The sequence below is a fragment of the Rhodanobacter hydrolyticus genome, assembly GCF_044904645.1.
Genome location: NZ_JADIKK010000008.1, coordinates 2,717,345 through 2,741,040 on the forward strand (window position 1 = coordinate 2,717,345; position 23,696 = coordinate 2,741,040).

Annotated in this window: 18 protein-coding genes; 9 read left to right on the plus strand and 9 right to left on the minus strand. The window is 66.2% G+C overall.

The genetic code is table 11. The features are described from left to right. Window positions 1–118: 118 nt before the first annotated feature. Window positions 119–2,758, plus strand: a complete 2,640-nt coding sequence (locus ISP25_RS14850; RefSeq protein WP_404614974.1) for a bifunctional diguanylate cyclase/phosphodiesterase — start codon at window positions 119–121, stop codon at window positions 2,756–2,758. A gap of 114 nt (window positions 2,759–2,872) precedes the next feature. On the opposite strand, the gene ISP25_RS14855 is transcribed toward ISP25_RS14850, so the two are convergent. Further along, window positions 2,873–3,805: a DUF2167 domain-containing protein gene (locus ISP25_RS14855; RefSeq protein WP_404614976.1), complete on the minus strand. Its 933-nt coding sequence runs from the start codon at window positions 3,803–3,805 to the stop codon at window positions 2,873–2,875. 798 nt (window positions 3,806–4,603) lie between these two features. On the opposite strand from ISP25_RS14855, the gene ISP25_RS14860 reads away from it, so the two are divergent. The 3 genes from ISP25_RS14860 (at window position 4,604) to ISP25_RS14870 (ending at window position 9,688) form a co-directional block, all read left to right on the plus strand. After that, a complete protein-coding gene (locus tag ISP25_RS14860) occupies window positions 4,604–6,991 on the plus strand; it encodes a protease pro-enzyme activation domain-containing protein (RefSeq protein WP_192159446.1) in 2,388 nt (795 codons plus the stop codon). 193 nt (window positions 6,992–7,184) lie between these two features. Further along, a complete protein-coding gene (locus tag ISP25_RS14865; protein ID WP_192159447.1) occupies window positions 7,185–8,234 on the plus strand; it encodes a hypothetical protein in 1,050 nt (349 codons plus the stop codon). 191 nt (window positions 8,235–8,425) lie between these two features. Beyond that, on the plus strand, window positions 8,426–9,688 hold the full coding sequence (locus ISP25_RS14870; protein WP_404614978.1) for a TIGR03862 family flavoprotein: 1,263 nt from the start codon (window positions 8,426–8,428) through the stop codon (window positions 9,686–9,688). Window positions 9,689–9,711: 23 nt separating this feature from the next. Here the strand turns inward: ISP25_RS14870 and ISP25_RS14875 are convergent, their stop codons facing one another. From ISP25_RS14875 to ISP25_RS14885, 3 genes are read right to left on the minus strand one after another with little or no spacing between them, the layout of a single operon-like run. Then, window positions 9,712–11,520: a sulfotransferase gene (locus ISP25_RS14875; RefSeq protein ID WP_404614980.1), complete on the minus strand. Its 1,809-nt coding sequence runs from the start codon at window positions 11,518–11,520 to the stop codon at window positions 9,712–9,714. Between the two features lie 27 nt (window positions 11,521–11,547). Then, a complete protein-coding gene (gene dbpA / locus ISP25_RS14880) occupies window positions 11,548–12,939 on the minus strand; it encodes an ATP-dependent RNA helicase DbpA (protein ID WP_192159453.1) in 1,392 nt (463 codons plus the stop codon). Window positions 12,940–12,974: 35 nt separating this feature from the next. Continuing rightward, the gene (locus ISP25_RS14885; RefSeq protein ID WP_404614982.1) at window positions 12,975–13,385 is read right to left on the minus strand and encodes an OsmC family protein; all 411 of its coding nucleotides are present in this window, start codon (window positions 13,383–13,385) and stop codon (window positions 12,975–12,977) included. A gap of 117 nt (window positions 13,386–13,502) precedes the next feature. Between ISP25_RS14885 and folB the strand changes: the two genes are divergently transcribed. From folB to ISP25_RS14900, 3 genes are all read left to right on the plus strand, one after another. Next, complete coding sequence (gene folB / locus ISP25_RS14890) at window positions 13,503–13,862, plus strand: dihydroneopterin aldolase (protein WP_192159458.1); 360 nt, start codon at window positions 13,503–13,505, stop codon at window positions 13,860–13,862. A 2-nt stretch (window positions 13,863–13,864) separates the two neighbouring features. Next, window positions 13,865–14,347, plus strand: coding sequence for a 2-amino-4-hydroxy-6-hydroxymethyldihydropteridine diphosphokinase (gene folK / locus ISP25_RS14895; RefSeq protein ID WP_192159460.1), 483 nt, complete (start codon window positions 13,865–13,867; stop codon window positions 14,345–14,347). Between the two features lie 86 nt (window positions 14,348–14,433). Then, window positions 14,434–15,288, plus strand: a complete 855-nt coding sequence (locus ISP25_RS14900) for a DUF6159 family protein (protein WP_404614985.1) — start codon at window positions 14,434–14,436, stop codon at window positions 15,286–15,288. A 1-nt stretch (window position 15,289) separates the two neighbouring features. Here ISP25_RS14900 and ISP25_RS14905 read toward each other — a convergent pair whose 3' ends face one another. Further along, the gene (locus ISP25_RS14905) at window positions 15,290–16,036 is read right to left on the minus strand and encodes a pteridine reductase (protein WP_404614987.1); all 747 of its coding nucleotides are present in this window, start codon (window positions 16,034–16,036) and stop codon (window positions 15,290–15,292) included. Between the two features lie 62 nt (window positions 16,037–16,098). Then, window positions 16,099–16,839, minus strand: coding sequence for a hypothetical protein (locus ISP25_RS14910; RefSeq protein ID WP_404614989.1), 741 nt, complete (start codon window positions 16,837–16,839; stop codon window positions 16,099–16,101). Between the two features lie 208 nt (window positions 16,840–17,047). On the opposite strand from ISP25_RS14910, the gene ISP25_RS14915 reads away from it, so the two are divergent. Both ISP25_RS14915 and ISP25_RS14920 read left to right on the plus strand, forming a co-directional pair. Then, window positions 17,048–19,276: a TonB-dependent receptor gene (locus ISP25_RS14915; protein WP_404614991.1), complete on the plus strand. Its 2,229-nt coding sequence runs from the start codon at window positions 17,048–17,050 to the stop codon at window positions 19,274–19,276. A 59-nt stretch (window positions 19,277–19,335) separates the two neighbouring features. After that, window positions 19,336–20,529 carry a class I SAM-dependent methyltransferase gene (locus ISP25_RS14920; RefSeq protein ID WP_404614993.1) on the plus strand — a complete coding sequence of 398 codons (1,194 nt, stop codon included), beginning with the start codon at window positions 19,336–19,338 and terminating at the stop codon, window positions 20,527–20,529. A gap of 37 nt (window positions 20,530–20,566) precedes the next feature. Here ISP25_RS14920 and ISP25_RS14925 read toward each other — a convergent pair whose 3' ends face one another. The 3 genes from ISP25_RS14925 to ISP25_RS14935 form a co-directional block, all read right to left on the minus strand. Next, window positions 20,567–20,959, minus strand: a complete 393-nt coding sequence (locus ISP25_RS14925) for a VOC family protein (RefSeq protein ID WP_404614995.1) — start codon at window positions 20,957–20,959, stop codon at window positions 20,567–20,569. Between the two features lie 40 nt (window positions 20,960–20,999). Next, on the minus strand, window positions 21,000–22,370 hold the full coding sequence (locus ISP25_RS14930; protein ID WP_192157852.1) for a S41 family peptidase: 1,371 nt from the start codon (window positions 22,368–22,370) through the stop codon (window positions 21,000–21,002). Between the two features lie 106 nt (window positions 22,371–22,476). Next, window positions 22,477–23,682 (minus strand): murein hydrolase activator EnvC family protein, encoded by a 1,206-nt coding sequence (locus ISP25_RS14935; RefSeq protein ID WP_404614997.1) that lies wholly within the window; start codon window positions 23,680–23,682, stop codon window positions 22,477–22,479. Between the last annotated feature and the right edge of the window lie 14 nt (window positions 23,683–23,696).

Sequence of the window (23,696 nt, forward strand, 5' to 3'; positions counted from 1 at the left end):
GCGCAAGGCCAGGACGGCCATGCATGTCCCGCCGTTTTCAACACGGCGGTGCAGTGGCGCAGGCATCGGCAGGAAAACGGATTTGTCCACGCAGGGGAAACGCGACAACGCGGACGCGATGCTTGCTGACAAGGCCGGCAACGCCGGACCGGAGCGGCGGCCTTCGCCGCACTGGCGAACCCCGGCACGCCTGTGGAGCCTGCTGGCCTTGCTGCTGGGTCTGGCGCTTTCGCTGCTGGTGCAGAACCAGCAATGGCGGCGCGAGCAGGCGGAGCAGTGGTCGGTGCGCACCGAGCTCGCCAATAAAGTCTATTCGGGCATGCAGGGCCAGTTGCAGTTGCTGGAAACCCTGATGCGCGCCACGCAGTCGCTGTACCTTGCTTCCGATTCGGTGACGCCCGACGAGTTTGCGGATTTCTACTTCAACATGCGTCCGGGCGAACGTTTCCCGGCCCTGCTGGCATTGGCCTATGCACCACGCACGCAGCGGGCGGACGGTGCGCACTACATCATCCAGCTGACCGAGCCGAAGAAAGGCAATGCGATCCTGATCGGACTGGACGAAGCCGGCCAGAAGGAAAACCTCGCCGGCTTGCTGCAGGCGCGCGACAGCGATCAAGTGACCATGTCGGCACCGTTCCGCCTGGTGCAACCGGGCAAAGGGACCGGCAGCGACATGGGCGTCACCCTGAGCCTGCCGGTATTCAGTCCCGGCGCCATGCCACGGACCATCGAAGAACGGCGCGCGCGCGAACAGGGCACGGTGTCGGCTTCGTTTCGCCTGAGCACCCTGATCGAAGGCACTCTGCCCGAAGGCCTGACCGGCGTACTGCGCCTGCGGGTAAGTGATGTCACCCGGTCGACCCCGCAGCTGGTGTACGACTCTGCACCGGGCAGCGCGACGCCCGATGCCGCCGGGCCTCGCTACGGGCGCACGCTGGTGCATGGCGGTCGCAAATGGGACGTGGCGATGTACCCGTTGGCGGCCCGCGTCGACGCTTGGCACTGGGCCACCCTGCAGGCCGGCACGTTGGCCAGCCTGCTGTTGGCCATGCTGGTGTACGCCATCGTGGGCACGCGCCATCGCGCGCTGGAACTGGGCTGGCGCATGAGTCGCCGCTACCGCGAAAGCGAAGAACGTTTCCGCGCGCTCAACGAACGGCTGCCCGCGCTGGTGCTGCTGGCGAGCAGCGACGACGGTCGCATCGTCTACGCCAACCAGGCCGCACGTTCCCGATTCGGCGCGGGCGTCACCGGGCATCGGCTTGCCGAATTGTTCAAGGACGCGCAACCGGAGGCGCTGGCCGGCGGCGGCGCTGCCGGCGAGCAGGTGGAGGCCGGGCTGATCGACGAAACCGGTGCGCCGTTCTGGGCCAACGTGGCGATCACGCACGTTGCCACTAACGGCAGCGACAAGTTGCTGATGGTGGCCGGCGACATCAGCGAGCAGCGGCGGCTCACCGAGCGGTTGAGCTACCAGGCCAGCCACGACGCGCTGACCGAGCTGTACAACCGCCACGAATTCGAGCACCGCCTGCGCGCCGCGCTGGCCGCTGCCGGGCCGGACATGCAGGCGGTGCTGCTGTACGTGGATCTGGACCAGTTCAAGCTCATCAACGACACCTCCGGCCATCTCGCCGGCGACCAGCTGCTGGTGCAGCTGTCCGCGGTGATGCGTCGCCAGCTGCGCGACAACGACGTGCTGGCGCGCCTGGGTGGCGACGAGTTCGGCATTCTCGCTTTCGGCATGGTCAACCAGTCGACCGCCGAGCAGATGGCGGAGCGTTTGCGACGCAGCATCGACGGGTATGTGTTCACATGGGAGCAACGCAGCTACCTGGTCAGCGCCAGCATCGGTGGCGTGCTGGTCGACTGCCCCAAGGTGCAGGTCAAGGATCTGCTTTCGCAGGCCGATGCCGCCTGTTATCTCGCCAAGGAACGTGGCCGCAACCGCGTGCATTTCCATTCGGAAGGCGATGGCGAGGCGCAGCGCCGGCGCGGCGAAATGGAATGGGCGCAACGCCTGCAATGGGCGGTGGACGAGGGTTTGTTGCTGCTCGCCTACCAGGAGATCAAGCCGGCGAAGCCATCGGCGGACGACGGGGTTTGCGTGGAGTTGCTGCTGCGCTACCGCGACGAAAACGGCGCGCTGCTGCCGCCCGGGGTGTTCCTGCCCGCGGCCGAGCGCTACGGCTTGATGCCGACCATCGACCGCTGGGTGGTGCAGGTCGCGCTGGCCAATTTCGGCCGCCTGCATCCGATCGGTGCGGAGCTGCGCATGGTCTCGATCAATCTCTCCGGCGCCAGCATCGAGGATGCCGCGCTGGCCGATCAGATCGTCGACTGGCTGGGCTTCTACCAAGTGGACCCGAAACGGGTGTGCTTCGAGATCACCGAGACCGTAGCGGTGCGCAATCTCGCCGCGGTGGTGCGCTGCATGGGGCGCCTGCGCGCCGTGGGCTGTCGCATCGCACTGGACGATTTCGGTGCGGGCATGTCCTCCTTCACGTATCTGAAGAACCTGCCGGCCGATGCGATCAAGATCGACGGCAGCTTCGTGCGCGATATGCTCACCGACCCGGTGAGCCGCCTGATGGTGCGCGCCGTCACCGATATCGCCCACCAGCTCGGCCTCACCGTGGTGGCCGAATGGGTCACCGACGAGGCCACCGTGCAGGCGCTGGCGGAGCTGGGCATCAACGCGTTGCAGGGGTATGCCGTGCATCGGCCCGAGTTGACGCTGTTTCACCGTGCTTGATGGCGGACTGCACGCGGCGCAATCGCCGCGCCGTTTCGGGCATGGGTCACCCGCTGGCCGCGCACGTCGCGCGGCGGCATGGATACCGCCGCGTGCCGTGTCGTCTACCCTCGATCACTGCTTGCGCTTGAACAGCTTGCGGATCGCGGCGGCCACGGCGGCCACGCCGACGATGACGAACTTCTTCAGCGCCAGCAGCATGATGCCGAGCTTGGCGAACAGACCGGCCTTGGCGGCGATGCCGCCGGCGACCAGCGCGGCGATGCCGTAGGCGGCGAGCTTGTCGGTTTTGGCGTCGTAGTCGGCGTAGCGCTGACCCTCGTCGAAATCGGCCATGGCCAGCACGGCCGGCATGTCGGCGCGCACCTTGTCGAGTTCGTCGATGGGTGCCACTGCATTGAGCGACAGGTAGCCGCGTCGGCCCAGCACGCGGATTGCGTAGTTCAGCGTATGGCCGTCCGAGCTGCCGTCGGGATTCCTGATTGCCAGGTCGCGCGCCCAGTACAGCTTGTGGCTGGCGGCGTCGTAATGAGGCGGCTCGGCCCAGCCCACCAGCTCGATCGAGGGATAGCCCTGCTTCACGCGCGCCTCGTTCTCATCCTGCGTGGCCTTCTGCATGCTCTTGAGCAGGTCGTCGTAGTCGATCTTGCTGGCATCCTGGTCGGACACGTAGCCGTCGTCGACATAGGTAACCACCACCGCCCAGGCGCGGCCGTCCACCACGGTGGCGGGATCGGTGGAGGGCAGGATCATGCCCAGCACCTTGTCGTCCGGCGGGTTGTTCCACAGCTTGGTGAGCACACGCTGGGCGTCGGCGGCTTGCAGGTAGCCGTAGCCCGGCTTCAGCTGCAAGGTGGCCTGCGCCTCGGGAATGGCAACCTCGCCGGACACCGGGTGCAGGCTCTGCAGGAGCGCCTCGACCTTGGCATGGGCATCGGCGGCGCCAGGCGCAGAAGTGGATGAGGACGCGGATGGCGCGTCGGTGGCGCATGCGGGTTCAAGGCATACGAACGCGGCCAGCAGGACCAGCAGCAGTTTGCATTTCATCGCGATGTTTTCCCCTGTGTCGTCCATGGAGGCGCAGCCGTCCGGCTGTGCCGTGGCGCCCTCGTACGAGGCGCCTCGCGACTTTTTACAAGATGGGGCGGAGCCGTGCCAGCGTGGCGCGGGTGCCCGTGTGCCGGAGCACGCGACCGTGGCAGTTCGACAACCGATTTCGGGACTGTCTTGGGGAAATGGCGGGACAAGCAAACCGCTTAAAACGCTTGGATCGAGGTAAATCCTCGATGCGATATTCAGGAATGCCTGATTTCAAGAACTTTCGTAAAGCGAAATATATTGCTGGATGCGATTGGCCATTTTATTTTGATTCGCTACATGGGAAAGCGTGATTGTCGCGTGATTTCGGCACGGTTACGCGTCTTTCAAGCGGCGCACGGATGCCACGGGCTTTCCATGGAGTCGTATGTAATTGCGTGATACCGGTGTCGTCTTACAGAGCAAATCACTCAAAATGAAATGCGTATGAACAATTAATGTGCTGCAGGTGTGGATTCGCGGTTCCTGATATTGACGGGTGCAAATTTGGTTGCGTAGCTTCGACGAGTTCGCTGCGGGGAGCGCGGCGAATGGTTCCGAACGGTAATCGCGGGGGCGATTACCGTCAGGCAAAGCCTAGGGTCGGCCGCGAGAGGGATTCTCTACAGGGGAACGGCCACCGCAAAAGGGCGCCTGGGGAACCGTCTGGCAAGCAATCCGGAGTCGCACGAGTGCGACATGTTCTTTGCCACGGGGCACATGCGGCCGCGTAAGGCCCGCTTGTCCCGAAATCTTGGGGAGTCATCCATGCATCACGTTCGTTTGAAAGCACTTGCTGCCGCCATCGCCTTGGCAGCGGCTTCTTCTTCCGTCTGCGCCACGGGTGCGGTCAGCACAGCGCAGTTTGCTTCCATTCGCCACGCCACCACCCTGCAAGCGGGTGACAAGGTCGTCGGCGCGCTGGACGTCGCGCACCCGATGCGCGTCGCGGTATCGCTGAAACTACGCAACAAGGCGCAGCTGGATGCGTTCGTTGCCAATCCGCACCACCCCAACCTCACGCCTGCGCAGTTCAATGCGATGTACGCGCCGACGCAGGAGCAGGCGCAGCAGGTTGCCGACTACCTGCGCCAGTCCGGCTTCCGCAACATCACCATCGAGCCGAACCGCCAGCTGGTGACCGCCGAGGGTCGTGCTGACACCGCCGCCTCTGCGTTCCGCACCTCGCTGGTGAGCGTGCACACGCACGATGGGCGCAATGCCTACGGCACCGCCAGCGACGTGCAGATCCCGGCCTCGCTGCAGGGGATCGTGAACGAAGTGCTGGGCCTGCAGACCGTGCATACCTTCCACGTGCTGACTCCCGTGCATCCGAACGCGACCGGCGGCACGGCCAGCGCGCATGCGCCGACCGACTTCGCGACGATCTACAACGCGGGCAGCACGGCGACCGGCTCGACGATCAACGTCGGCGTGATCACCTCCGGCAGCATGACCAACATCAAGACCGACTTCAGCTCCTTCCTCAGCCAGCACCCCAGCCTCGGCAGCATCCCGCTGAACGTGGTCACGGTGGACGGCGGCGGCACCAGCACCAGCGGCGACGGCGAGTGGGATCTGGATACCCAGGACATCGCCGGCATGTCCGGTGGCGTGAAAGCTTTCTACCTCTACGACACCTCCAGCCTGGACACCCAGCCGCTGGTGGATGACTTCAACGCGGCGGTCACCGCCAACGTGGTGCGCATCATCAACGTCTCGATCGGCGGTTGCGAAACCGGCATGGAGACCAATGGTGCAGCCACCGGCGACAGCATCTTCGAGCAGGCCGACGCTCAGGGTCAGACCTTCTCGATCTCCTCCGGCGACAGCGGCGCAGACGAGTGCGGCAACGGCGGCATCGTGCCGAGCTGGCCGGCGGATTCGGAATACGTGGTGGCCGTGGGCGGCACCGAGCTCTACACCTCAGGCACCACCTGGACCAACGAAACAGTGTGGAACAACCTCAGCGAGAACGAAGGCGCGACCGGCGGCAGCCCCAGCACCTTCGAACCGCAGCCGAGCTGGCAGAGCGGCGTGGGCCAGAACGCGGGCAGCAAGTACCGCGGCCTGCCCGACGTGGCCTTCGACGCCAGCCCGGACAGCGGCGCCAACGTGATCGTGGATGGATCCACCGAGCAGATTGGTGGCACCAGCCTCGCCTCGCCGCTGTTCGTGGGTACCTGGGCGCGCGTGCTGGCGACCAAGTCCTCGCTGGGCTTCGCTGCGCCGCTGATCTATGCCGACGCCGCGTCCCACTACTCGACCGACTTCCACGATGTGACTTCCGGCAACAACAGCGGCGAAACCGCCGCCGTGGGCTGGGACTACACCACCGGCTTCGGCTCGATCAACATCGCCAACTTCGTGGCCAATGTGGCCGGTAGCGGCGGCGGTACCACCGGTGGTACGCCGGTGGCCAGCTTCACCGACACCACGAGCGGCCTGACGGCGACGTTCACCAACACGTCCACCGACACCGGCGGCACGATCAGCACCTACTCGTGGACCTTCGGCGACGGCGGCACCTCGACCGCGGCCAGCCCGAGCCACACCTATACCGCAGCAGGCACCTACACGGTCAGCCTGACGGTGACCGACAACACCGGTGCCACCAGCACCAAGTCGGGTTCGGTGACGGTCACGTCGAGTGGCGGCGGCACGCCGACCCAGGTGCTCGGCAACACCGGCTTCGAAACCGGCACGGCTTCGCCGTGGACGATGAGCTCGGGCACGCTGTGCACCACCACCACCTCGTCGTCCAGCTACTGCGGTAGCGGCGAGAGCGCACATGCCGGTTCGTGGTTCGCCTGGTTGGATGGCTACGGCACCTCGCATACCGACACGGTGTCGCAGAAGGTGGCCATTCCCAGCGGCCACACCACGGCCACGCTGCAGTACTACCTGCACATCGACACCACCAAGAGCTCGGCGGTCGATACCTTCACGGTGCAGGTGCTGAACAGCTCGGGCTCGGTGCTGGCAACGGTGGGTTCGTTCACCAACGCCAACAAGAACACCGGCTATGCGCTGGAATCCGCCAACCTGTCCGCCTACATCGGCCAGACGGTGACCATCAAGTTCACCGGCAAGGAGACCTCGTCTTCCGGCAACACCGACTTCACGCTCGACGACGTCACGTTGAACGTGCAGTAAGCAAGTAAGGATGCCGTGCGGCCGCCTTTCGGGCGGCCGCACGGATGATCCCGTGGGGAGGCGGGATCGGGGGAATGGACTCGCAGCAAGCGTTTTTGTTGTTCGCTGGTGCATTTGCAGTCGGTAGTGCCTCGACTCCTGGATCGTCCAGGGGCGATATCCATTGTTCATTGCAGCTATGGGGAGACATTCGATGCAAACAACGTTGAAACTTGCATTTCTGGCCGGCCTGGTGAGCGCGGCATGCGTTCCCGCGGCCTTCGCGTCGTCGTTCGGCAATCTTTCCGCGCAGGGTTCGAGCGCGCAGGTGGGGCCGATCGAGGCGGTGGCGCGCGCTGCCTGGCGCGAAAGCATGACGCAGATCGCCACGCCGTCGGTAGGTTGCTTCCACGCCCAATATCCAAGCATCGTGTGGAAGCAGGAGTCGTGCGGAGCGGTCCGGGCCGATGTGCACCCCATGCCGCATTACTACCTTTTCGGCGCACCGGAGACTGCTGGCAACGGCAACGACTACACCCTGCAAACCTCCAGCCTGATCAAGAGCGCCGTCGGCACCTTCCCGACGGTGACCGGCGTGACCTCCGAGAAGAGCGTGGGCGTGGCGGCCTACGGCGGTGGCGGCATCCTGGGCGCCAACGAATATTCGGTGCAGCTCAACACGCAGTTCACCTCGACCACCTCGGCATGCAAGAGCCACTCCGGATGCACCGTGTGGCAGCAGTGGGTGTACGCCACCGATTACGCGGAGAACGGCGAGGGTGCGATCTTCATGCAGAACTGGCTGATCGGCTACGGCAGCAGCCGTTGCCCGAGCGGCTTCTCCAGCGACGGCGAGGGCGACTGCTACGGCAACAGCGCAGCGGCCCTGCCGCCGGATATCCCGCCCACCGCCCTGGCCAGCCTGAAGCTGACGGCCACGGCGACCTCGGGTGGCAACGATACGGCCGTCGTCACCTATGACGGCGACGCCTACAGCACCACCCAGAAGGACAGCACCCTGTATATCTCGAAGGTGTGGAACACCGGCGAGTTCAACATAGTGGGCAACGCCGGCGGCTCCGAGGCGGAGTTCAACAGCGGCAGCTCCATCACGGTGAATCTCGCGGTGAGCGACGGTTCCACCAGTGCGCCGTCCTGCGTGGCGGATTCGGGTACGACCGGCGAGAGCAACAACCTGAACCTGGGCAGCTGCACCGCCTCGGGTGGCTCGACGCCGTCCATCAAGTTCACCGAATCGAACTGATACCGCTTCGATCGGTGCGTGACGCAAACGCCGGAGGGAGCGATCCCTCCGGCGTTTTTCTTGCACGCGAAAGCCGGGTTTGCGAGAGGCGGCGTCCCGGGTTGCTCCATGTCGGCAGGCAGCGGAAAGATGCAGGACGAAGGCGGTCGCGTGTCGGTCGCCCGAGCGCCCGAACATGCGACCATGCGCGCATGACGCAAGACCTCTTTCCTCGACTGGCCATCATCGGCGGCGGTCCCGCTGGCCTGATGGCGGCGGAAGCCGCGAGCGCAGCCGGCATCAAGATCGACGTGTACGACGCCATGGGTTCGGTGGGAAGGAAATTCCTGCTCGCCGGCAAGGGCGGTCTCAACCTCACCCATGGCGAACCATTCGTGCGTTTCGTCGAACGCTATGGCGAGCGCAGCGAGGAGATCGCGCGCTGGCTGCGCGCGTTCGATGCGAATGCGCTGCGCGACTGGGCGCACGGGCTCGGTGTGGAAACCTTCGTCGGCAGCTCGGGGCGGGTGTTTCCCGCCGACATGAAGGCGGCGCCGCTGCTGCGCCGCTGGCTGCACCGCCTGCGTGCGTCGGGCGTGAGCTTCCATATGCACCACCGTTGGCTGGGGTGGTGCGCAGACGGTGCATTGCGCTTCGCCACGCCGGAGGGCGAGCGCAACGTCATGGCCGATGCCGCAGTGCTGGCGCTGGGTGGTGCGAGCTGGCCCAGGCTGGGGTCCGATGGCGCGTGGGTGGCACCGCTGCGCGATGCCGGTGTCGATATCGCGCCGCTGCAAAGCGCCAACTGCGGCTTCGAGATCGCTTGGAGCGAGCATCTCCGCACGCGCTTCGCCGGATCGCCGTTGAAGTCGGTGGCGGCGCGCTGGGTGGATCGTCACGGTGTGGCGCAATCCCGGCAAGGCGAATGCGTGCTCAGCGAATACGGCATCGAAGGCAGCCTGGTCTATGCCATCGGCGCGGAACTGCGCGAGCGCATCAGGCGCGACGGCGAAGCAGTGCTGCATCTCGATCTCGCCCCTGGCATCGCGCAGGCTGCCTTGGCCGAGCGCCTCGCGACACCGCGCGGCAAGCACAGCCTGGGCGACTGGTTGCGCCGTCGCGCGCATCTGGATGCGGCGAAATGCGGCCTGGTGTTCGAGTCGGCCGACAAGCCCGTACTCGCCGATCCGGTTGCGCTTGCCGCACTCGTCAAGGCGTTGCCGCTGACGCTGCGGGCGCCGCGTCCATTGGCGGAGGCGATCAGCACGGCCGGCGGCATTCGCCTTGAAGCACTCGACGAATCGCTGATGCTGCGCGCCCGCCCAGGCATCTTCTGCGCGGGCGAAATGCTGGATTGGGAGGCGCCTACCGGCGGCTACCTGCTCACTGCGTGCTTTGCCAGCGGTGCATGGGCGGGACGCGCTGTCGCGCAGTGGCTGGCTGATGTCCGGCCACCACCCCCCGCACGGGATTGACGCGGCTGGCTTGTCGCCGCCGGTTAGCGGTAATCCCGCACGATATCCAGCAGAGGCTTGAGGTGCGTCTCGAAATGCTTCCAGCGGGCCACTGACGATCGATAGATCGGCTTGCGCACCTGGGCGATGCTGGCGGTTCGCACCACGCGTTGGTTGCGGTGGAAATCGAGGCAGCGTTCGTCCCAGGGCAGGCCGAGGTAGTCGAGCAGGCGCCGTGCCTGGCCCGCGGTATCGGCCACCATGTCCTCGTAGCGCAAATCCAGCACGGCTCCCGCTGGCAGCACGCGATGCCAGTGGCGCATCAGTTCGATGTAGCGCACGTAATAGCGGCCCAGGCTGCCGAGGTCGTAGCTGAAATCGAGGTTGCCTTCCTCGAACAGGCGCGCGTAGCAGGAGAAGCACGAGTCCATAGGATCGCGCATGGCGTGGATGATCTTCGCGTGCGGCAGCATCCGGTGGATCATGCCCACGTGCAGAAAGTTGGCTGGCAGCTTGTCCGTGATGTGCGTCGCCTGCGGGGCATGCCGCCACGCGCGTTCTTCGTAGGCTGCGCCCAGTTGCTGCAAGGCTTCGACGGAGAGCGTGGCGGCGATTTCCGGATACGCGGCGACGGACGCGTTGCTGGCCGTGTCCAGCGAGTGCACCACGTCGTGCAGGTCGGTCAGCTCGCCGGCTCCATGAATGCCCGGATGGCTGGCCAGGATCTGCTCGATCAAGGTCGTGCCCGAACGCGGCATGCCGACGATGAAGACCGGTGTCCTGCCGGGGCGGCGCGACGGCGGCCGCTGCTCGAAAAGGCCTGCGTGGAAGACAGACTTCAACTGCGCGACTAGTGCCGCTTCGCGCGCCTCGTCGTACGGGAACCGCATGCGCTGCAGGCGATTGCCTTCCGCGTAGGCCGCGAAGGCGTCGTCATGGCGGCCGGCGTCCTCGCGCATCTTGCCGAGGGCGAACCAGTAATTGACGCGTCCCGCCTGCGGCAGGGAGGGCAGTTGGTGCTGCTGGTCCTCGAGCGCACGCAGCTGCGGGTCATCCACGGCGTACGTCCTGAACGGCGCGAGGTTGCAGAGGGACTGCAGGAAATCCGGCTTGATCGCGACCGCGGCTTCGAAGCTCGCGCAGGCCTCTTCCACGCGCCCCTGTTTCTTCAGGCACAGGCCCAGGTTGTTGAGCGCCATCAGGTAGTCGGGCCTGATCGCCAGCGCGCAGCGGTAGCTTTGCTCCGCTTCGGGAAGCCGCTGCTGGTCGCGCAGGATGTTGCCGAGATTGAAGTGCGGCTCGGCGAAGCGGTCGTTGATGGCCAGCGCCTGCCGGTAGCTGGACTCCGCCTCGCCGCGTCGGCCCTGGTCGCGCAGGACATTGCCCAGGTTGTTGTGCGCTTCGGCGTAGTCCGGCTTGATCGCCAATGCGCAGCGATAGCAGGTTTCGGCGTCAGCCAGGCGCGCCAGCTCCCGGTACACGATGCCGAGGCTGTTGTGCGTGTTCGCATCATCCGGACGCGCCGCCAGCACCTGCAGGAAGTGCGCTTCGGCTTCGCCTGGTTGATGGATCGCCATCAGAGTATGGCCGAGCCGGGCGCGCGCCTCGATGAAATCCGGCTTGATCGCCAGCGCCTGCCTGAAGCTGTCCGCGGCCTCGGCCAGCCGCCCCTGGGCGCCGAGCACGTTGCCCAGCAGGTAGTGCGCTTCAAGATGGTCCGGCTTGAGTGCGATGGCTTGCCGACAGCTGTGCGCAGCCTCGGCCAGGGAGCCCGACCTCATCTGCGATTTGCCCAAGGCGACCTGGGCGTCGGCATCATGCAGCGGCAGCGGCGTCTTCGTGTCGTGGGGCATGATGGCTGCACGAATCCAGTCGCGGGCTCAATGGAGCGGGCGCACGCGGAAGTTGCGCCCCTTGATGCGCCCAGCGCGCAGCCTTTCCAGTGCCTTGTTCGCCAGTGCGCGGCCGATCGCCACGTAGGCACGGGTGGCAAACACGTCGATCTTGCCGATGTCCTTGCCGTCGAGTCCCGCGTCGCCGGTGAGCGCGCCGAGGATGTCGCCCGGGCGCAGCTTGTCCTGCCGCCCGGCGTCGATCACCAGGGTCTTCATTGGCGCCAGATTGAGCTGCTTGCCGCGCGGCGGCGACACGCGCAGCGGATGCCACGGCAGCGGGCGACCGAGCTGTTCCTCGATGTTCGTCGCCTTGGGCCGTTCGCGCGGCGCGACCAGGGTAATGGCAAGGCCATTCTCGCCCGCGCGCCCGGTACGGCCGACGCGGTGCGTGTGCGTGTCGGGGTCGTGCGCGATGTCGTAGCTGACCACCAGTGGCAGCGCCGCGATGTCCAGGCCGCGCGCCGCCACGTCGGTGGCGACCAGGACGCAGCAGCTGCGGTTGGCGAACTGCACCAGCACTTCGTCGCGGTCGCGCTGCTCCATGTCGCCGTGCAGGGCGAGTGCGGAGAAGCCGCGGCGATCCAGTTCCTGCGCCACGGCATCCACGTCCTTGCGCATGTTGCAGAACACCAGCGCGTGCTGTGCCTGCTCCGTGCTGAGTGTGCCCTTGGCCAGCAACTGCGCCAGCGCATCCAGTTTCTGCGCCGGATCCACTTCGTGGAAACGCTGCTCGATGGTGGTTTCCTCGTGCGGAGCTTCCACCGTCACTTCCACCGGATTGTTCTGCACACGTCCGCTCACGGCGCGGATTTCGTCGGCATAAGTGGCCGAGAACAGCAGGGTCTGGTGGTGCTTTGCGATGCGTCCCACGATATCGTCGATGGCTTCGCTGAAACCCATGTCCAGCATGCGGTCGGCTTCGTCCAGCACCAGCACCTGGATGCCGCCGCCATGCAGGCTGCCGCGCTTCAGGTGTTCCTGCACGCGGCCGGGCGTGCCGACCACGATGTGCGGATCGTGCGCAAGCGAAGCGAGCTGCGGTCCCAGCGGCATGCCGCCGCACAGGGTCAGCAGCTTCACGTTGGGAATGTTGGCGGCGAGCTTGCGGATCGCCTTGCTGACCTGGTCGGCGAGTTCGCGCGTGGGACACAGCACCAGTGCCTGCAGGCGGACGGTTTCCACCTGCAAGGCCTGCAGCAGGGCCAGCCCGAACGCCGCGGTCTTGCCGCTGCCGGTCCGCGCCTGAGCGATCACGTCGCGGCCATCGAGCATGGGCGGCAGGCTCTGTGCCTGCACCGGCGTCATGGTGGCGTAGCCCAGCGTTTCGAGGCTGGCGAGCAGGGCGGGTTTGAGCGGCAGCGTGGAGAAGGCGGTCATGCGCCATGATCGCATGCCGTTGCCGCTGCGCGTCTTTATTCCAGCGTGGAGTCGATGAAGATCTCGCCGCTCAGCGCCTTGTGAATGGGACAGGCGTTGGCGATCTGCAGCAGGCGTTCGCGTTGTTCTTCGCTCAATTCGCCATGCAGGGTGATGCGGCGGCCAATGCGGTTGCTGCCGGGCGGCGGTGTGCCGTCGGGGTTGAAATCCAGCGCGACATCGACGCCTTCCAGCGGCCAGCCCTTGCGTTCGGCATACATCTTCAGCGTGATCGAGGTGCAGGCGCCGAGGCTGGAAAGCAGCAGGCGGTGCGGATCGGGGCCGGTGTCGCCGCCGTGCAGGTTGGCCGGTTCGTCGGCCGGCCAGGTGTGGCCGCGGTCGTCGCCGAGGCGCACGGCGTAGGGCGTGGCGGCGATGGTGGCGGTGACGGCGGGGGGTGTGTTCATCGGCAGGCTCCGTTTCGATGGATGGTGGTGTATCACGGTTGCCCGCAACCGGCACGACTTGCATCCGCGCGCGCGGTCGCGGATCGTGTACGGCCCAGGTTCCAGCCACGCATTCCCATGGACATCGTTTTCATCGAAGACCTGCGCATCGACGCCGTGATCGGCATCTACGACTGGGAACGCCGCGTGCGCCAGACGCTGGCGTTCGACATCGAGATGGCGTTCGACAATACCGTGCCCGCCGCCAGCGACGACATCGTGCACACGCTGAACTACAAGGACGTGTCCAAGCGGCTGGTCGACTACGTGGGCGCATCGAGCTTCGGTCTGGTGGAAACGCTGGCCGAGCGCTGCGCGGAGATCATCCGCGAAGAGTTCGGCGTGCGTTGGGTAAGGCTGAAACTCTCCAAGCCAGGTGCGGTGCGTGGCGCGAAGGCGGTTGGCGTGCGCATCGAGCGCGGCACGAAGCCGGATTGAGCATGGAGCGCGTTTATCTCAGCCTGGGTTCCAACCTCGAACCGCGGCGCTACCTCAACGCTGCCCTGGACGAATTGCGCACGCGCTTCGGCGCCATCGCCGTATCGCCGGCTTATCGCAACAAGTCGGTGGGCTTTGACGGGGCGGACTTCGTGAACCTCGCGGTAGGTCTGGACACCGATCTCGAACCCGAGGCGCTGAACGACTGGCTGCACGCGCTGGAGGACAGGCACGGCCGCCGGCGCGACGTGCCGCGCTATTCCGACCGCACCCTGGATGTCGATATCGTGCTCTACGGCGAGCGCGTGATCGACGGTGCCGGCCACTTGCAGGTGCCGCGCAAGGAACTCAGGCACGCCTTCGTACTGAAGCCGCTGGTCGACATCGCGCCGCAGGTGCGGCATCCGGTGAATGGGCAGGCGCTGGCCGAACTGTGGGCGGCGTTTCCGCAGGAACGCGAGCCGCTTTCGCTGGAACCGCTCTGACCCGGGTGCCGATCGGGTCCCTTGCACTGTCGCCACGATGGGCGAGGTGCTAGAACATCGCCACCACAGGCATGGGGGATAGGGGCATGGCCGGCAAGTTCGCGCGCAGTTGGGCATTGATGAAGGCGAGTGCGGGAGTGTTGCGCTCGGACAAATCGTTGTTGCTGTTCCCGCTGCTGTCGGGGCTGTGCAGCATCGTCGTGGCGGCGAGCTTCCTGGTTCCGGTGATGCTGGCGCTGGTCGGCCACCATGGCGGCGACCTCGATGGCCGCCGTTTCGCGCCGGGCTACTACGTAATGTTGTTCGCGTTCTATCTGGCGCAGTACTTCGTGATCGTGTTCTTCAACACCGCACTGGCTGGCGTGGCACTGCAGCGCCTGCGTGGCGAACCGGCCGGACTGGCCGATGGCTTCGCGCTGGCGCGCTCGCGCTTGGGCAGCATTTTCGGCTACGCGCTGATCGCGGCCACCGTAGGTCTGTTCCTGCGCGCATTGCAGGAGCGACTGGGTCTGATCGGCCGTTTCGTGGTGAGCCTGCTCGGCCTGGCATGGACGGTGGCCACCTTCCTGGTGGTGCCGGTGCTGGCCAGCGAAGGCATCGGCCCGGTCGATGCGGTGAAGCGCAGTGCGGAGCTGCTCAAGCGGACCTGGGGCGAGAACCTGATCGGCAACGCGGGCCTGGGCGCGGTGTTCGGCCTGGTGTTCGTCCTCGCAGCCCTGCTTGCAGCCGTGCTGGTGTTCGGTGCGGTCGCCACCCAGTCCATCGCTGTCATCGCGCCGGTGCTCGTGCTGGTGGTGATCGCCTTCATCCTGCTTGGGCTGGCGCAATCCACGCTGCAGGGCACCTACGCCGCTGCGCTGTACCGCTACGCGGAAGCGGGCGAGGTGGGCGGCGGTTTCGACCAGGCGCTCCTGGAGTCGGCGTTCCGCCCCAAGCGTTGATTCACACCGCCAGGGTGCGGCCGCCGTCCACGCGGATGATCTGGCCGGTCACGTAAGGCGCATCGCGAAGCAACCACAGCACGGCGCCGGCCACGTCTTCGGGCGAGCCGGCACGTTGCAGCGGGGTGCGGGCGAGCATCGCCTGCTGGTCGTCGTAGGGCTTGCCGTCGCTGGGCCACAGCACGGCACCGGGCGCCACGCCGTTGACGCGGATGTCGGGAGCCAGGTCCAGCGCCAGTGCGCGCGTCATCGCCGCCAGTGCGGCCTTGGCCATGCAGTAGATCGGATGATCCGCCAGCGCGCGTTCGGCGTAGATGTCCACGAGATTGACGATGGCACCGTGCGCCGCGCGCAACGCAGGCGTGGCAGCTTGCGCGAGGAAGAACGGCGCCTGCGCATTCGATGCGAACAAGGCGTTCCACTGTTCGACGCTGGCTGTGCCGACGGGTGTGGGGAAGAAGGCCGAAGCGTTGTTGATCAATGCGTCGAGCCGGCCGAAGTGCGCAAGCGTGCCGTCCACCAGCGCATTCGGCGCCTGCGGATCGATCAGTTCGGCTTGCAGCACCAGGGTGCTGCCGGCGCGGGCATGTTCGAGTCCGGCGGCCAGCGCCTTGGCTTCTGCCACCGAATGGCGGCAGTGCAGGACGAGGTCGTGGCCGGCGGCGTGCAGGGTGCGCGCGATCACCGCGCCCACGCGTTTGCCGGCACCGGTGATCAGGGCGACGGGGCGTTCATGGGCGGCCGGCATGCGGTGGTTCCTGCGCAATTCGTGATGGCGAGAGCTTGCCGGATCGGTGCGGGCGCGTCATCTCAAGCCTTGTCTGGCGGTGGTCGACGCTTGCGCGTGGCCACCTTGCGTGCGGCGCCAGCCAGCTTGCGCACGCGTGAAGTCGCGCGCGTCGTGGGCACTGCATCCGATGCCTCGCCGCCTTCGTGCTCGATGCCATGGCTGAACAGTTCGAGGGTGGTGGCGGCCACCTGTCCGGTGTCGTAGTAGGCGTAGGCGCCCACGCCCAGCGCGCCGATCACCGGCAGCCAGCGCGACAGGCCTTCGCCCACTGCGCGCTGGCTGAGCTTCATGCCGAGCTGTTTGGCGATGCGCTCCACCACGGCGAACGACATGCGGCGGAACAGCAGACGGTCGCCCATGCGTACCACCAGGTCGCGGAAGGCCTGTGCCGCGGTATGGCGGAACAGGCAATACAACATCTGCTCGCGCCCGAGTTCGGCGTGGCGGCCGTAGGCGGCAGCGATGTCGCTGACCATCTGCGCCTGGATTTTCCAGATCGCCATCAGCTCCGGCAGCACGGTGAGCCAACCCAGCGGCCCCGGCGGCAGTGCCAGCGTGCCGGAAGTCAGCGCCGCGCGCTGTGCGGCACGGCTGGCGATCTGGCGTGCCTTCGCCTGGGGATCGTCGGCGCCTTCCACCTTGCTGGCCGGGATGCGGCTGATGAAGTCGAGGATGGCCTGGGTGACCCGGTTCGTTTCCTCCTGTCCACCGATCACGGCGGGAACCTGTCGACTGCCGCTGGATGGGTCGGGCTGGCTCATGGCGCACTCCGCGGAATGCCGGCGAGGCATCTGGAATGGTCAGTCTAGAGCCGAGGTATGAAGCCCGGGTCAATGGCGGCGCGATCTCGCGACCATGACTTGTGGCCCGTGCCGGGCTGGGTTCAGTAAAGGTAATGTTATAACATTACAGTTCATGACCCGGTCGCTGCGCCGGATCGCTGTCTCCCAGGAATCGGAATCCCGACCCATGAAGCTTTCCCCGCTTGCCCTGAGTCTCGCCGCAGCGTTGTGCGCGGTCTCCGTCCATGCATATGCCGCCGATGTCACGCCTGTCCCTGCTTCTCCTTCGACCGGGGCGGCGAGCACCGGCGGCGGGACCACGGATGGCGATGACAGCCAGCCGGCCTCGCGCAACAAGCGCTCGCCGAATGTGAAGGACCTCGGCGGGGTCAGCGTTACGGCCGCGCTGGATCAGGCACGCAACGCGCTGTCGCCGGATACCGGTTCCAGCCAGTACGTGATCGACTCGAAGGACATCCAGGCGTTGCCGCTGGGCGCCTCCACGCCGCTGAACCAGGTCGTGCTGCAGGCGCCGGGCGTGGTGCAGGATTCCTACGGCCAGCTGCACGTGCGCGGCGACCACGCGAACCTGCAGTACCGCATCGACGGCGTGATCATTCCGGAGTCCATCTCCGGTTTCGGCCAGACACTGGACGCGCGCGCGATCCAGAGCGTGAGCCTGCTCGACGGCGCGCTGCCCGCGCAGTACGGCCTGCGCACCGCGGCGGTGGTGGACATCACCACCAAGACAGGCGCCGACCTCGGCAATGGCGGCAGCATCGGCGTCACCGGCGGTTCGTTCGGCAGCTTCAACCCGAACGTCTCGCTGTGGGGCAACAGCGGCAACTGGAGCGGTTTCTTCACCGCCAATTACCTGCAAAGCGACATCGGCATCGAAAACCCCACCGCCAGCCGCACGCCGATCCACGACCACACCAACCAGGTCAAGGCTTTTGGCGATATCACCTATCTGATCAACAACGACACGCGGCTGAGCTTCATGTTCGGCTTCACCAACAACCGTTTCGAGATCCCAGACCGGCAAGATGTTTCTCCGCAGTTCGGCTACCTCGACGTCACCCATTTCGACTCCGCCGACTTGAACGAGCAGCAGGACGAGCAGACCCGTTTTGGCGTGCTGTCGCTGCAGGGCAAGCTGGGCAGCACCGACTACCAGGTCTCGCTGGGCCAGCGTTACAGCGGCCTGCAATACCTGCCCGACGTGATCGGCGACCTGATGTTCAACGGCGTGGCCGGCACCATCAACCAGTCCGACCGCGCCAGCACGCTGCAGGCGGATTTCGCCATGCCGCTGGGCGACAGCAACACCCTGCGCTACGGCATCTACGGCGAATTCGACCGCGCCGGTACCAATACCAACTCGCTGGTGTTCCCGGCCGATGCCGACGGCAACCAGACCAGCACGGTGCCGTTCAACATCTTCACCAGCGCGCCCGTGTTGGCCAAGACGTGGTCGGCCTACGTGCAGGACGAATGGAGCATCGGTGAAAACTGGACGGTGAACTACGGCCTGCGCGGCGACCAGTACTCCGCCTTCAACACCACCCAGAGCCAGCTCAGCCCGCGTATCGGCATGGTCTGGCAGGCCGGCGAGAACACCACCGTGCACGCCGGCTATTCGCGCTACTTCACGCCGCCGCAGACCGAGCTGATCTCCGACGCGGACATCGCGGCCTTCGCCAACACCACCAACGCGGTGAAGAACTACGGCAACAACACGCCGCTGGCCGAGCGCTCCAACTATTTCGATGCCGGCATCTCGCAGAACATCGGCAGTTCGTGGACGCTGGGCCTGGACGGTTATTACCGCCAGGTGCACGACCTGCAGGACGAAGGCCAATTCGGCACCGCGCTGGTCTACTCCACCTTCAACTATCGCCAGGGCCGCGTAACCGGCACGGAGTTCACCGCCAACTTCAACAACGGCCCGTGGACCGCCTACTTCAACTTCGCCTGGAGCAAGGCGATGGGCAAGGACGTGGTCACCAGCCAGTACAACTTCGCTCCCGCCGAACTGGCGTACATTGCGAACAATTACATCTATCTCGACCACGATCAGAAATACACCTCCTCCGGCGGCATCAGCTATGCCCTGGACGACGGCACCAAGTTCGGCGCCGACTACCTGTTCGGCTCCGGCCTGCGTCGCGACTACGTGCTGCCGGACGGCAGCAACATCCCGAACGGCGTCAGCATGCCTGTCTACTTCCAGCTGAATCTCGACGTCTCGCACGACTTTACGTTCGATCATTTCGGCAAGCTGCATACCCAGCTCGCGCTGATCAACGCGCTGGATCGCACCTACGAGCTGCGCGACGGCACTGGCGTGGGCGTGGGTGCGCCGCAATACGGTCCGCGCCGCGGTTTGTATCTCAGCTTGCAGAAGGACTTCTGACGCGGCTGCGCGGCGGCATCCGTTATCCTTGCCGCGCTTCCACCTAGCCGGCCGACGCCATGCATTCCCGCCTTCCAGAACCGAGCGCCGAAGAGCGTGCGCATTCCGATCTGTTGCTGCAGCACGTGCGGGAGCACATCGCCGCGCACGGGCCGATGCCGTTCTCGCAATTCATGGGGCGCTGCCTGTATGCGCCGGGGTTGGGTTACTACAGCGCGGGCAAGACCAAGTTCGGCGAGGCGGGCGATTTCGTCACCGCGCCTGAACTGGGCGAACTGTTTGCGTGCTGCGTGGCGAACGTGGTGGCGCCCGTGTTGGACATGCTGGGCGAGCAGGCGAATTTCCTCGAACTCGGCGGCGGCAGCGGCGCGTTCGCGGAAGTGGCGCTCAAGGCTTTCGCCGCGGCCGGCAGCCTGCCGCATCGTTATCTGATACTCGAGCCCAGCGCCGACCTGCGTGAACGCCAGCGCGAACGCCTGGCTGCCGCGCTGCCCGCCGAGATCAACGAGCGTGTCAGGTGGCTGGACGGGCCGCCCGACCACGGCTGGCGCGGCGTGCTGTTCGCCAACGAGGTGATCGACGCATTGCCCACCACGCGCATCGCGATGAAGGGCGGCGAGGTCTATGAGGAATACGTGGCGCTGGACGGCGAAGGTCGGCTGATGCGCGTGGATCGCCCCGCCGATGCGCTGGTGGCCGGTGCGGTGCGACACGTCGAGCGTGACCTAGGCGTGGAATTCGCCGACGGCTACCGCAGCGAGATCCTGCCGCAGTTGCCGTACTGGATGCAGGCGGTGGCCGGCACGCTGGAAGCCGGCATGCTGCTGTTCGTCGACTACGGTTACGTACGCCGCGAGTTCTATCAGCCCGAGCGCCGCGACGGCACGCTGATGGCGCACTACCGCCACCACGCGCACGGTGATCCGTTGTGGTTGCCCGGCCTCAACGACCTCACCGCCTCGGTGGACTTCACCGCGCTGGCCGAGGCGGGCAACAGTGCCAGTTTCGGCGTGGCCGCTTACCTTCCGCAGGCGCAATTCCTGATCGCCAGCGGTTTGCAGGAAGCTTTCGGGAACGCCCACGCGCGGACCGACGACGAGGCGGTGCGTTATCGCCTGGCGCAGGAAGTGAAACGGCTCACCCTGCCGGACCGCATGGGTGAGCGTTTCCAGGCGATGCTGTTCGCTCGCGGGCTGGACATGCTGCCGCTGCCGGCGGAATTGCTGGCATCCGATCAGGGCGAGCGACTGTAGTCAGCGGTGCGGGTGCCTCGCCGGCTGCACCGGAATGTCAGGGTACGCTTTCGCGAAACTGCACCACGTTCCCTTCCGGGTCCTGGCCATCGCACACACGCGCGCCCTGAAACAGCCACTCGCGCGAAGGTGAGTTGAACTCGCCTCCGTGCAACTGCGCCATCTGGCGCGTCGCCGTAATGCTGGCAACAGGGAAAGCCAGCTTGATCGCGATGTTTTCCCGCCGCTGCGGCGGCTCCGTGATGTGGATGGATGCCGCATGTTCGCCAGGAATGGCAACGACCACGAGTTGAAAGGCATCCGACTCCAGCACGATGTGGTCGGGCTCTTCGTGGATGATCTGCAGGCCGGCCACCTGTGCATAGAAGTTGCCGATCTTGGACAGGTCTTTGGCGTACAGGACTGCGGCTGCACAGGGTGGCATTGGCATGACGACTATGTCTGCTATACGCGTCGATGTGCTTCCGGCACTATTTCGCCACCGGCGCGCCGCGCCCCAGCGCCATGCCCTTCAGCACGTTCAGCGCCTGCGCCAGCGCATAGTCGCTGGTGGCAAGCTTGGCTTCAGCGGCGCTGCCGTCGTTGTCGATATTGCCGCCGGCCTTGGTGTTCTCGTTCGCGAGGTGGTTGGGCAGATCGGCTTCCGAGCTGATCAGTTCCGGCGCACTGTCGGCCTTCTGCACACTGAGGTCGGCCAGCGGGATGTCGGGCTTGATGCCCTCGGCCTGGATCGAGGTGCCGTTGGGCGTGTAGTAGCGCGCGGTGGTGAGCTTCACTGCGTGGTCGGCATCCAGCGGCAGCACGGTCTGCACCACACCCTTGCCGAAGGTGCGCTGGCCCATCAGCAGGGCACGGTGGTTGTCCTTCAGCGCGCCGGAGACGATCTCGGCGGCGGAGGCGGTGCCATGGTTCACCAGCACCACCAGCGGTGCGCCCTTGAGCAGGTCGCCGTGGTGCGCGCTGAAGCTCATGTTGGAGTCGGGCAGGCGCCCGCGCGTGGTGACGATGGTGCCGGAGTCGAGGAGGTCGTCGCTCACGCCCACCGCGGCGGTCAGCAGGCCGCCGGGGTTGTTGCGCAGGTCGAGCACGGCGCCCTTGGGCGCACCGTTCTTGGCGATCAGATCGCCGAGCTTGTGTTCGAGGTCGGGCGCAGTGTCGCTCTGGAACTGGGTGATGCGGATGTAGTCGTAGCCGGGCTCGAGCTGGCGCACCTTGATGCTGGTGACATCGATGTTCTCGCGTACCAGGTGCATGTCCACCGGCTTGTCGCTGTCCTTGTGCAGGATGGTCAGCGTGATCTTGCTGCCGGGCTTGCCGCGCAGCTTGTTGAACATGTCGTCCACGTTCTGCCCGTCGACCAGCACGCCGTCGATCTTCACGATGCTGTCGCCGGGCTTGATGCCTGCGCGCGAAGCGGGCGTGTCATCGATGGGCGTGACGATCAGCAGGCCGCCGTCCTGTTCCTCCACCTGGATGCCCAGCCCGCTGTACTGGCCGGTGGTGTCCTCGTTGAGCTGAGCCAGGCCGTCCTTGTCGAGGTATTCGCTGTGCGGATCGAGACCGGCAAGCATGCCGGTGATCGCGTCGTTCATCAGTTCCTTGTTGCCCACCGGCTCGACGTAGGCCTGGCGCACGATGTCGTAGACGCGGCTGAAGCGGCGGATGTCGTCCAGGCTGGGCTGGCCGTCGGCAGCCTTGGCCGGGGCGTCGGCGCGCACGTGGGTGGGCGCCAGATCGGTGGGTGGTTCGGGCGCGCTCGTGGCGGGCGCTGGCACGTTCTGCGCATGCACGAACGGCGCCGCCAGCAGCAGGGCGCACAGGCTGTAGGTTGGAAACCGCATGGAACGACTCCGGGGAAGGGGGCGGAGCCGCCGAGCGGACGGCAAGCTCCAACGCTACCAGCCTGCGACGACAAGGCGTTGCCGTCAACGCCGGCGGATCGGGCGATCAGTGTGACTTCAGCCAACTGCGTGGATCCACGGGCTGGCCATTCTGGCGCAGCTCGAAATACACGCCGGTGTTGGTGCCGGTAGGGGCGCTGGCGGTGCCCACGGCCTGGCCGGCGGTCACCGCGTCGCCCACGCCGTGCAGCAGGGTCTCGTTGTTGCCGTACATGCTCATCCAGCCGTTGCCATGGTTGAGGATCAGCAGCATGCCGTAGCCGCGCAGGAAGCCGGCGTAGACCACGCGGCCGTTTGCCACGGCATGCACCTCGCTGCCGCCGGGCGCGCGGATCAGCACGCCGTTGCCGTAGCTGTGTACCTCGCCGGAGGCCGGCCAGGGCAGGTTGCCGCGGATGTCGGCGCCGGCGCCGCCCACTTCCAGCGGCGGCGGTGCCTTGCCGCCGTGCTTGCGCGCGGCGGCCTGCTGGGCGGCGGCGCGGGCGGCGGCCTCGCGCATGGCCTGGTCGATCTGTTTCTGCAGCCGATCCACCAGGCTATTGAGCGATTGCTCGTCCTGTTTCAGCGCGGCCAGCCGCTGGGTCTGATCCTGATAGGTGGCGTCGGCTTCGGCGGCCAGCTTCTGCTGCGCGGTGCGCTGCTGCGCCAGTTGCCTGCTTTGCTTCTCGCGCTGGTCGCGCTGGACCTGCAAGGCTTGCTGTTCGGCGGTGATCTGTTGTTCCAGCGTTTGCAACTGGGCAAGGCTGGCCACCAGCTGCTGCACCTTCTGCAAGCGGTCCTGCTGGAAGTATTTCGAATAAACCAGCGCGCGCGCGATGCGGTCCATGTCGTCGTTGTCCAGCAGCAGGCGCAGGTCGGAACCGTGGCCCAGCGCATAGCTGGCGCGCAGCAGGTCGGCGATGGCGGCACGCTGGCTGGCCAGTTTCTGCTTGAGATCGGCGCGTTGCTGCTGCAGCTGTTCAAGCTGCTGTTGCCTGGCGGCGATCTCGGCGTCGGTCTGGCGCAAGGCGCGCGCGGCCGCGTCCAGTGCGGCGGCCTGTTTCGCCAGTTCTGCGTTGAGCTGGTCGCGGTGCGCGGCGGTGGCGGCCTGCTGCTTGTCCAGCGCCTGCACTTCCTGGTGCACGTTGCTCAGTTTTTGCTTGGCCGCGGCCTGTTCGGACTGGCTCTTGTCCTGCGCGGGAAGGGACGCGGTGACGAGCGCGGTGGCGAGCGCGATGACGGACAGGGCAGGGACGCGGGCGAGGCTGGGCATCGACCGATTATCGC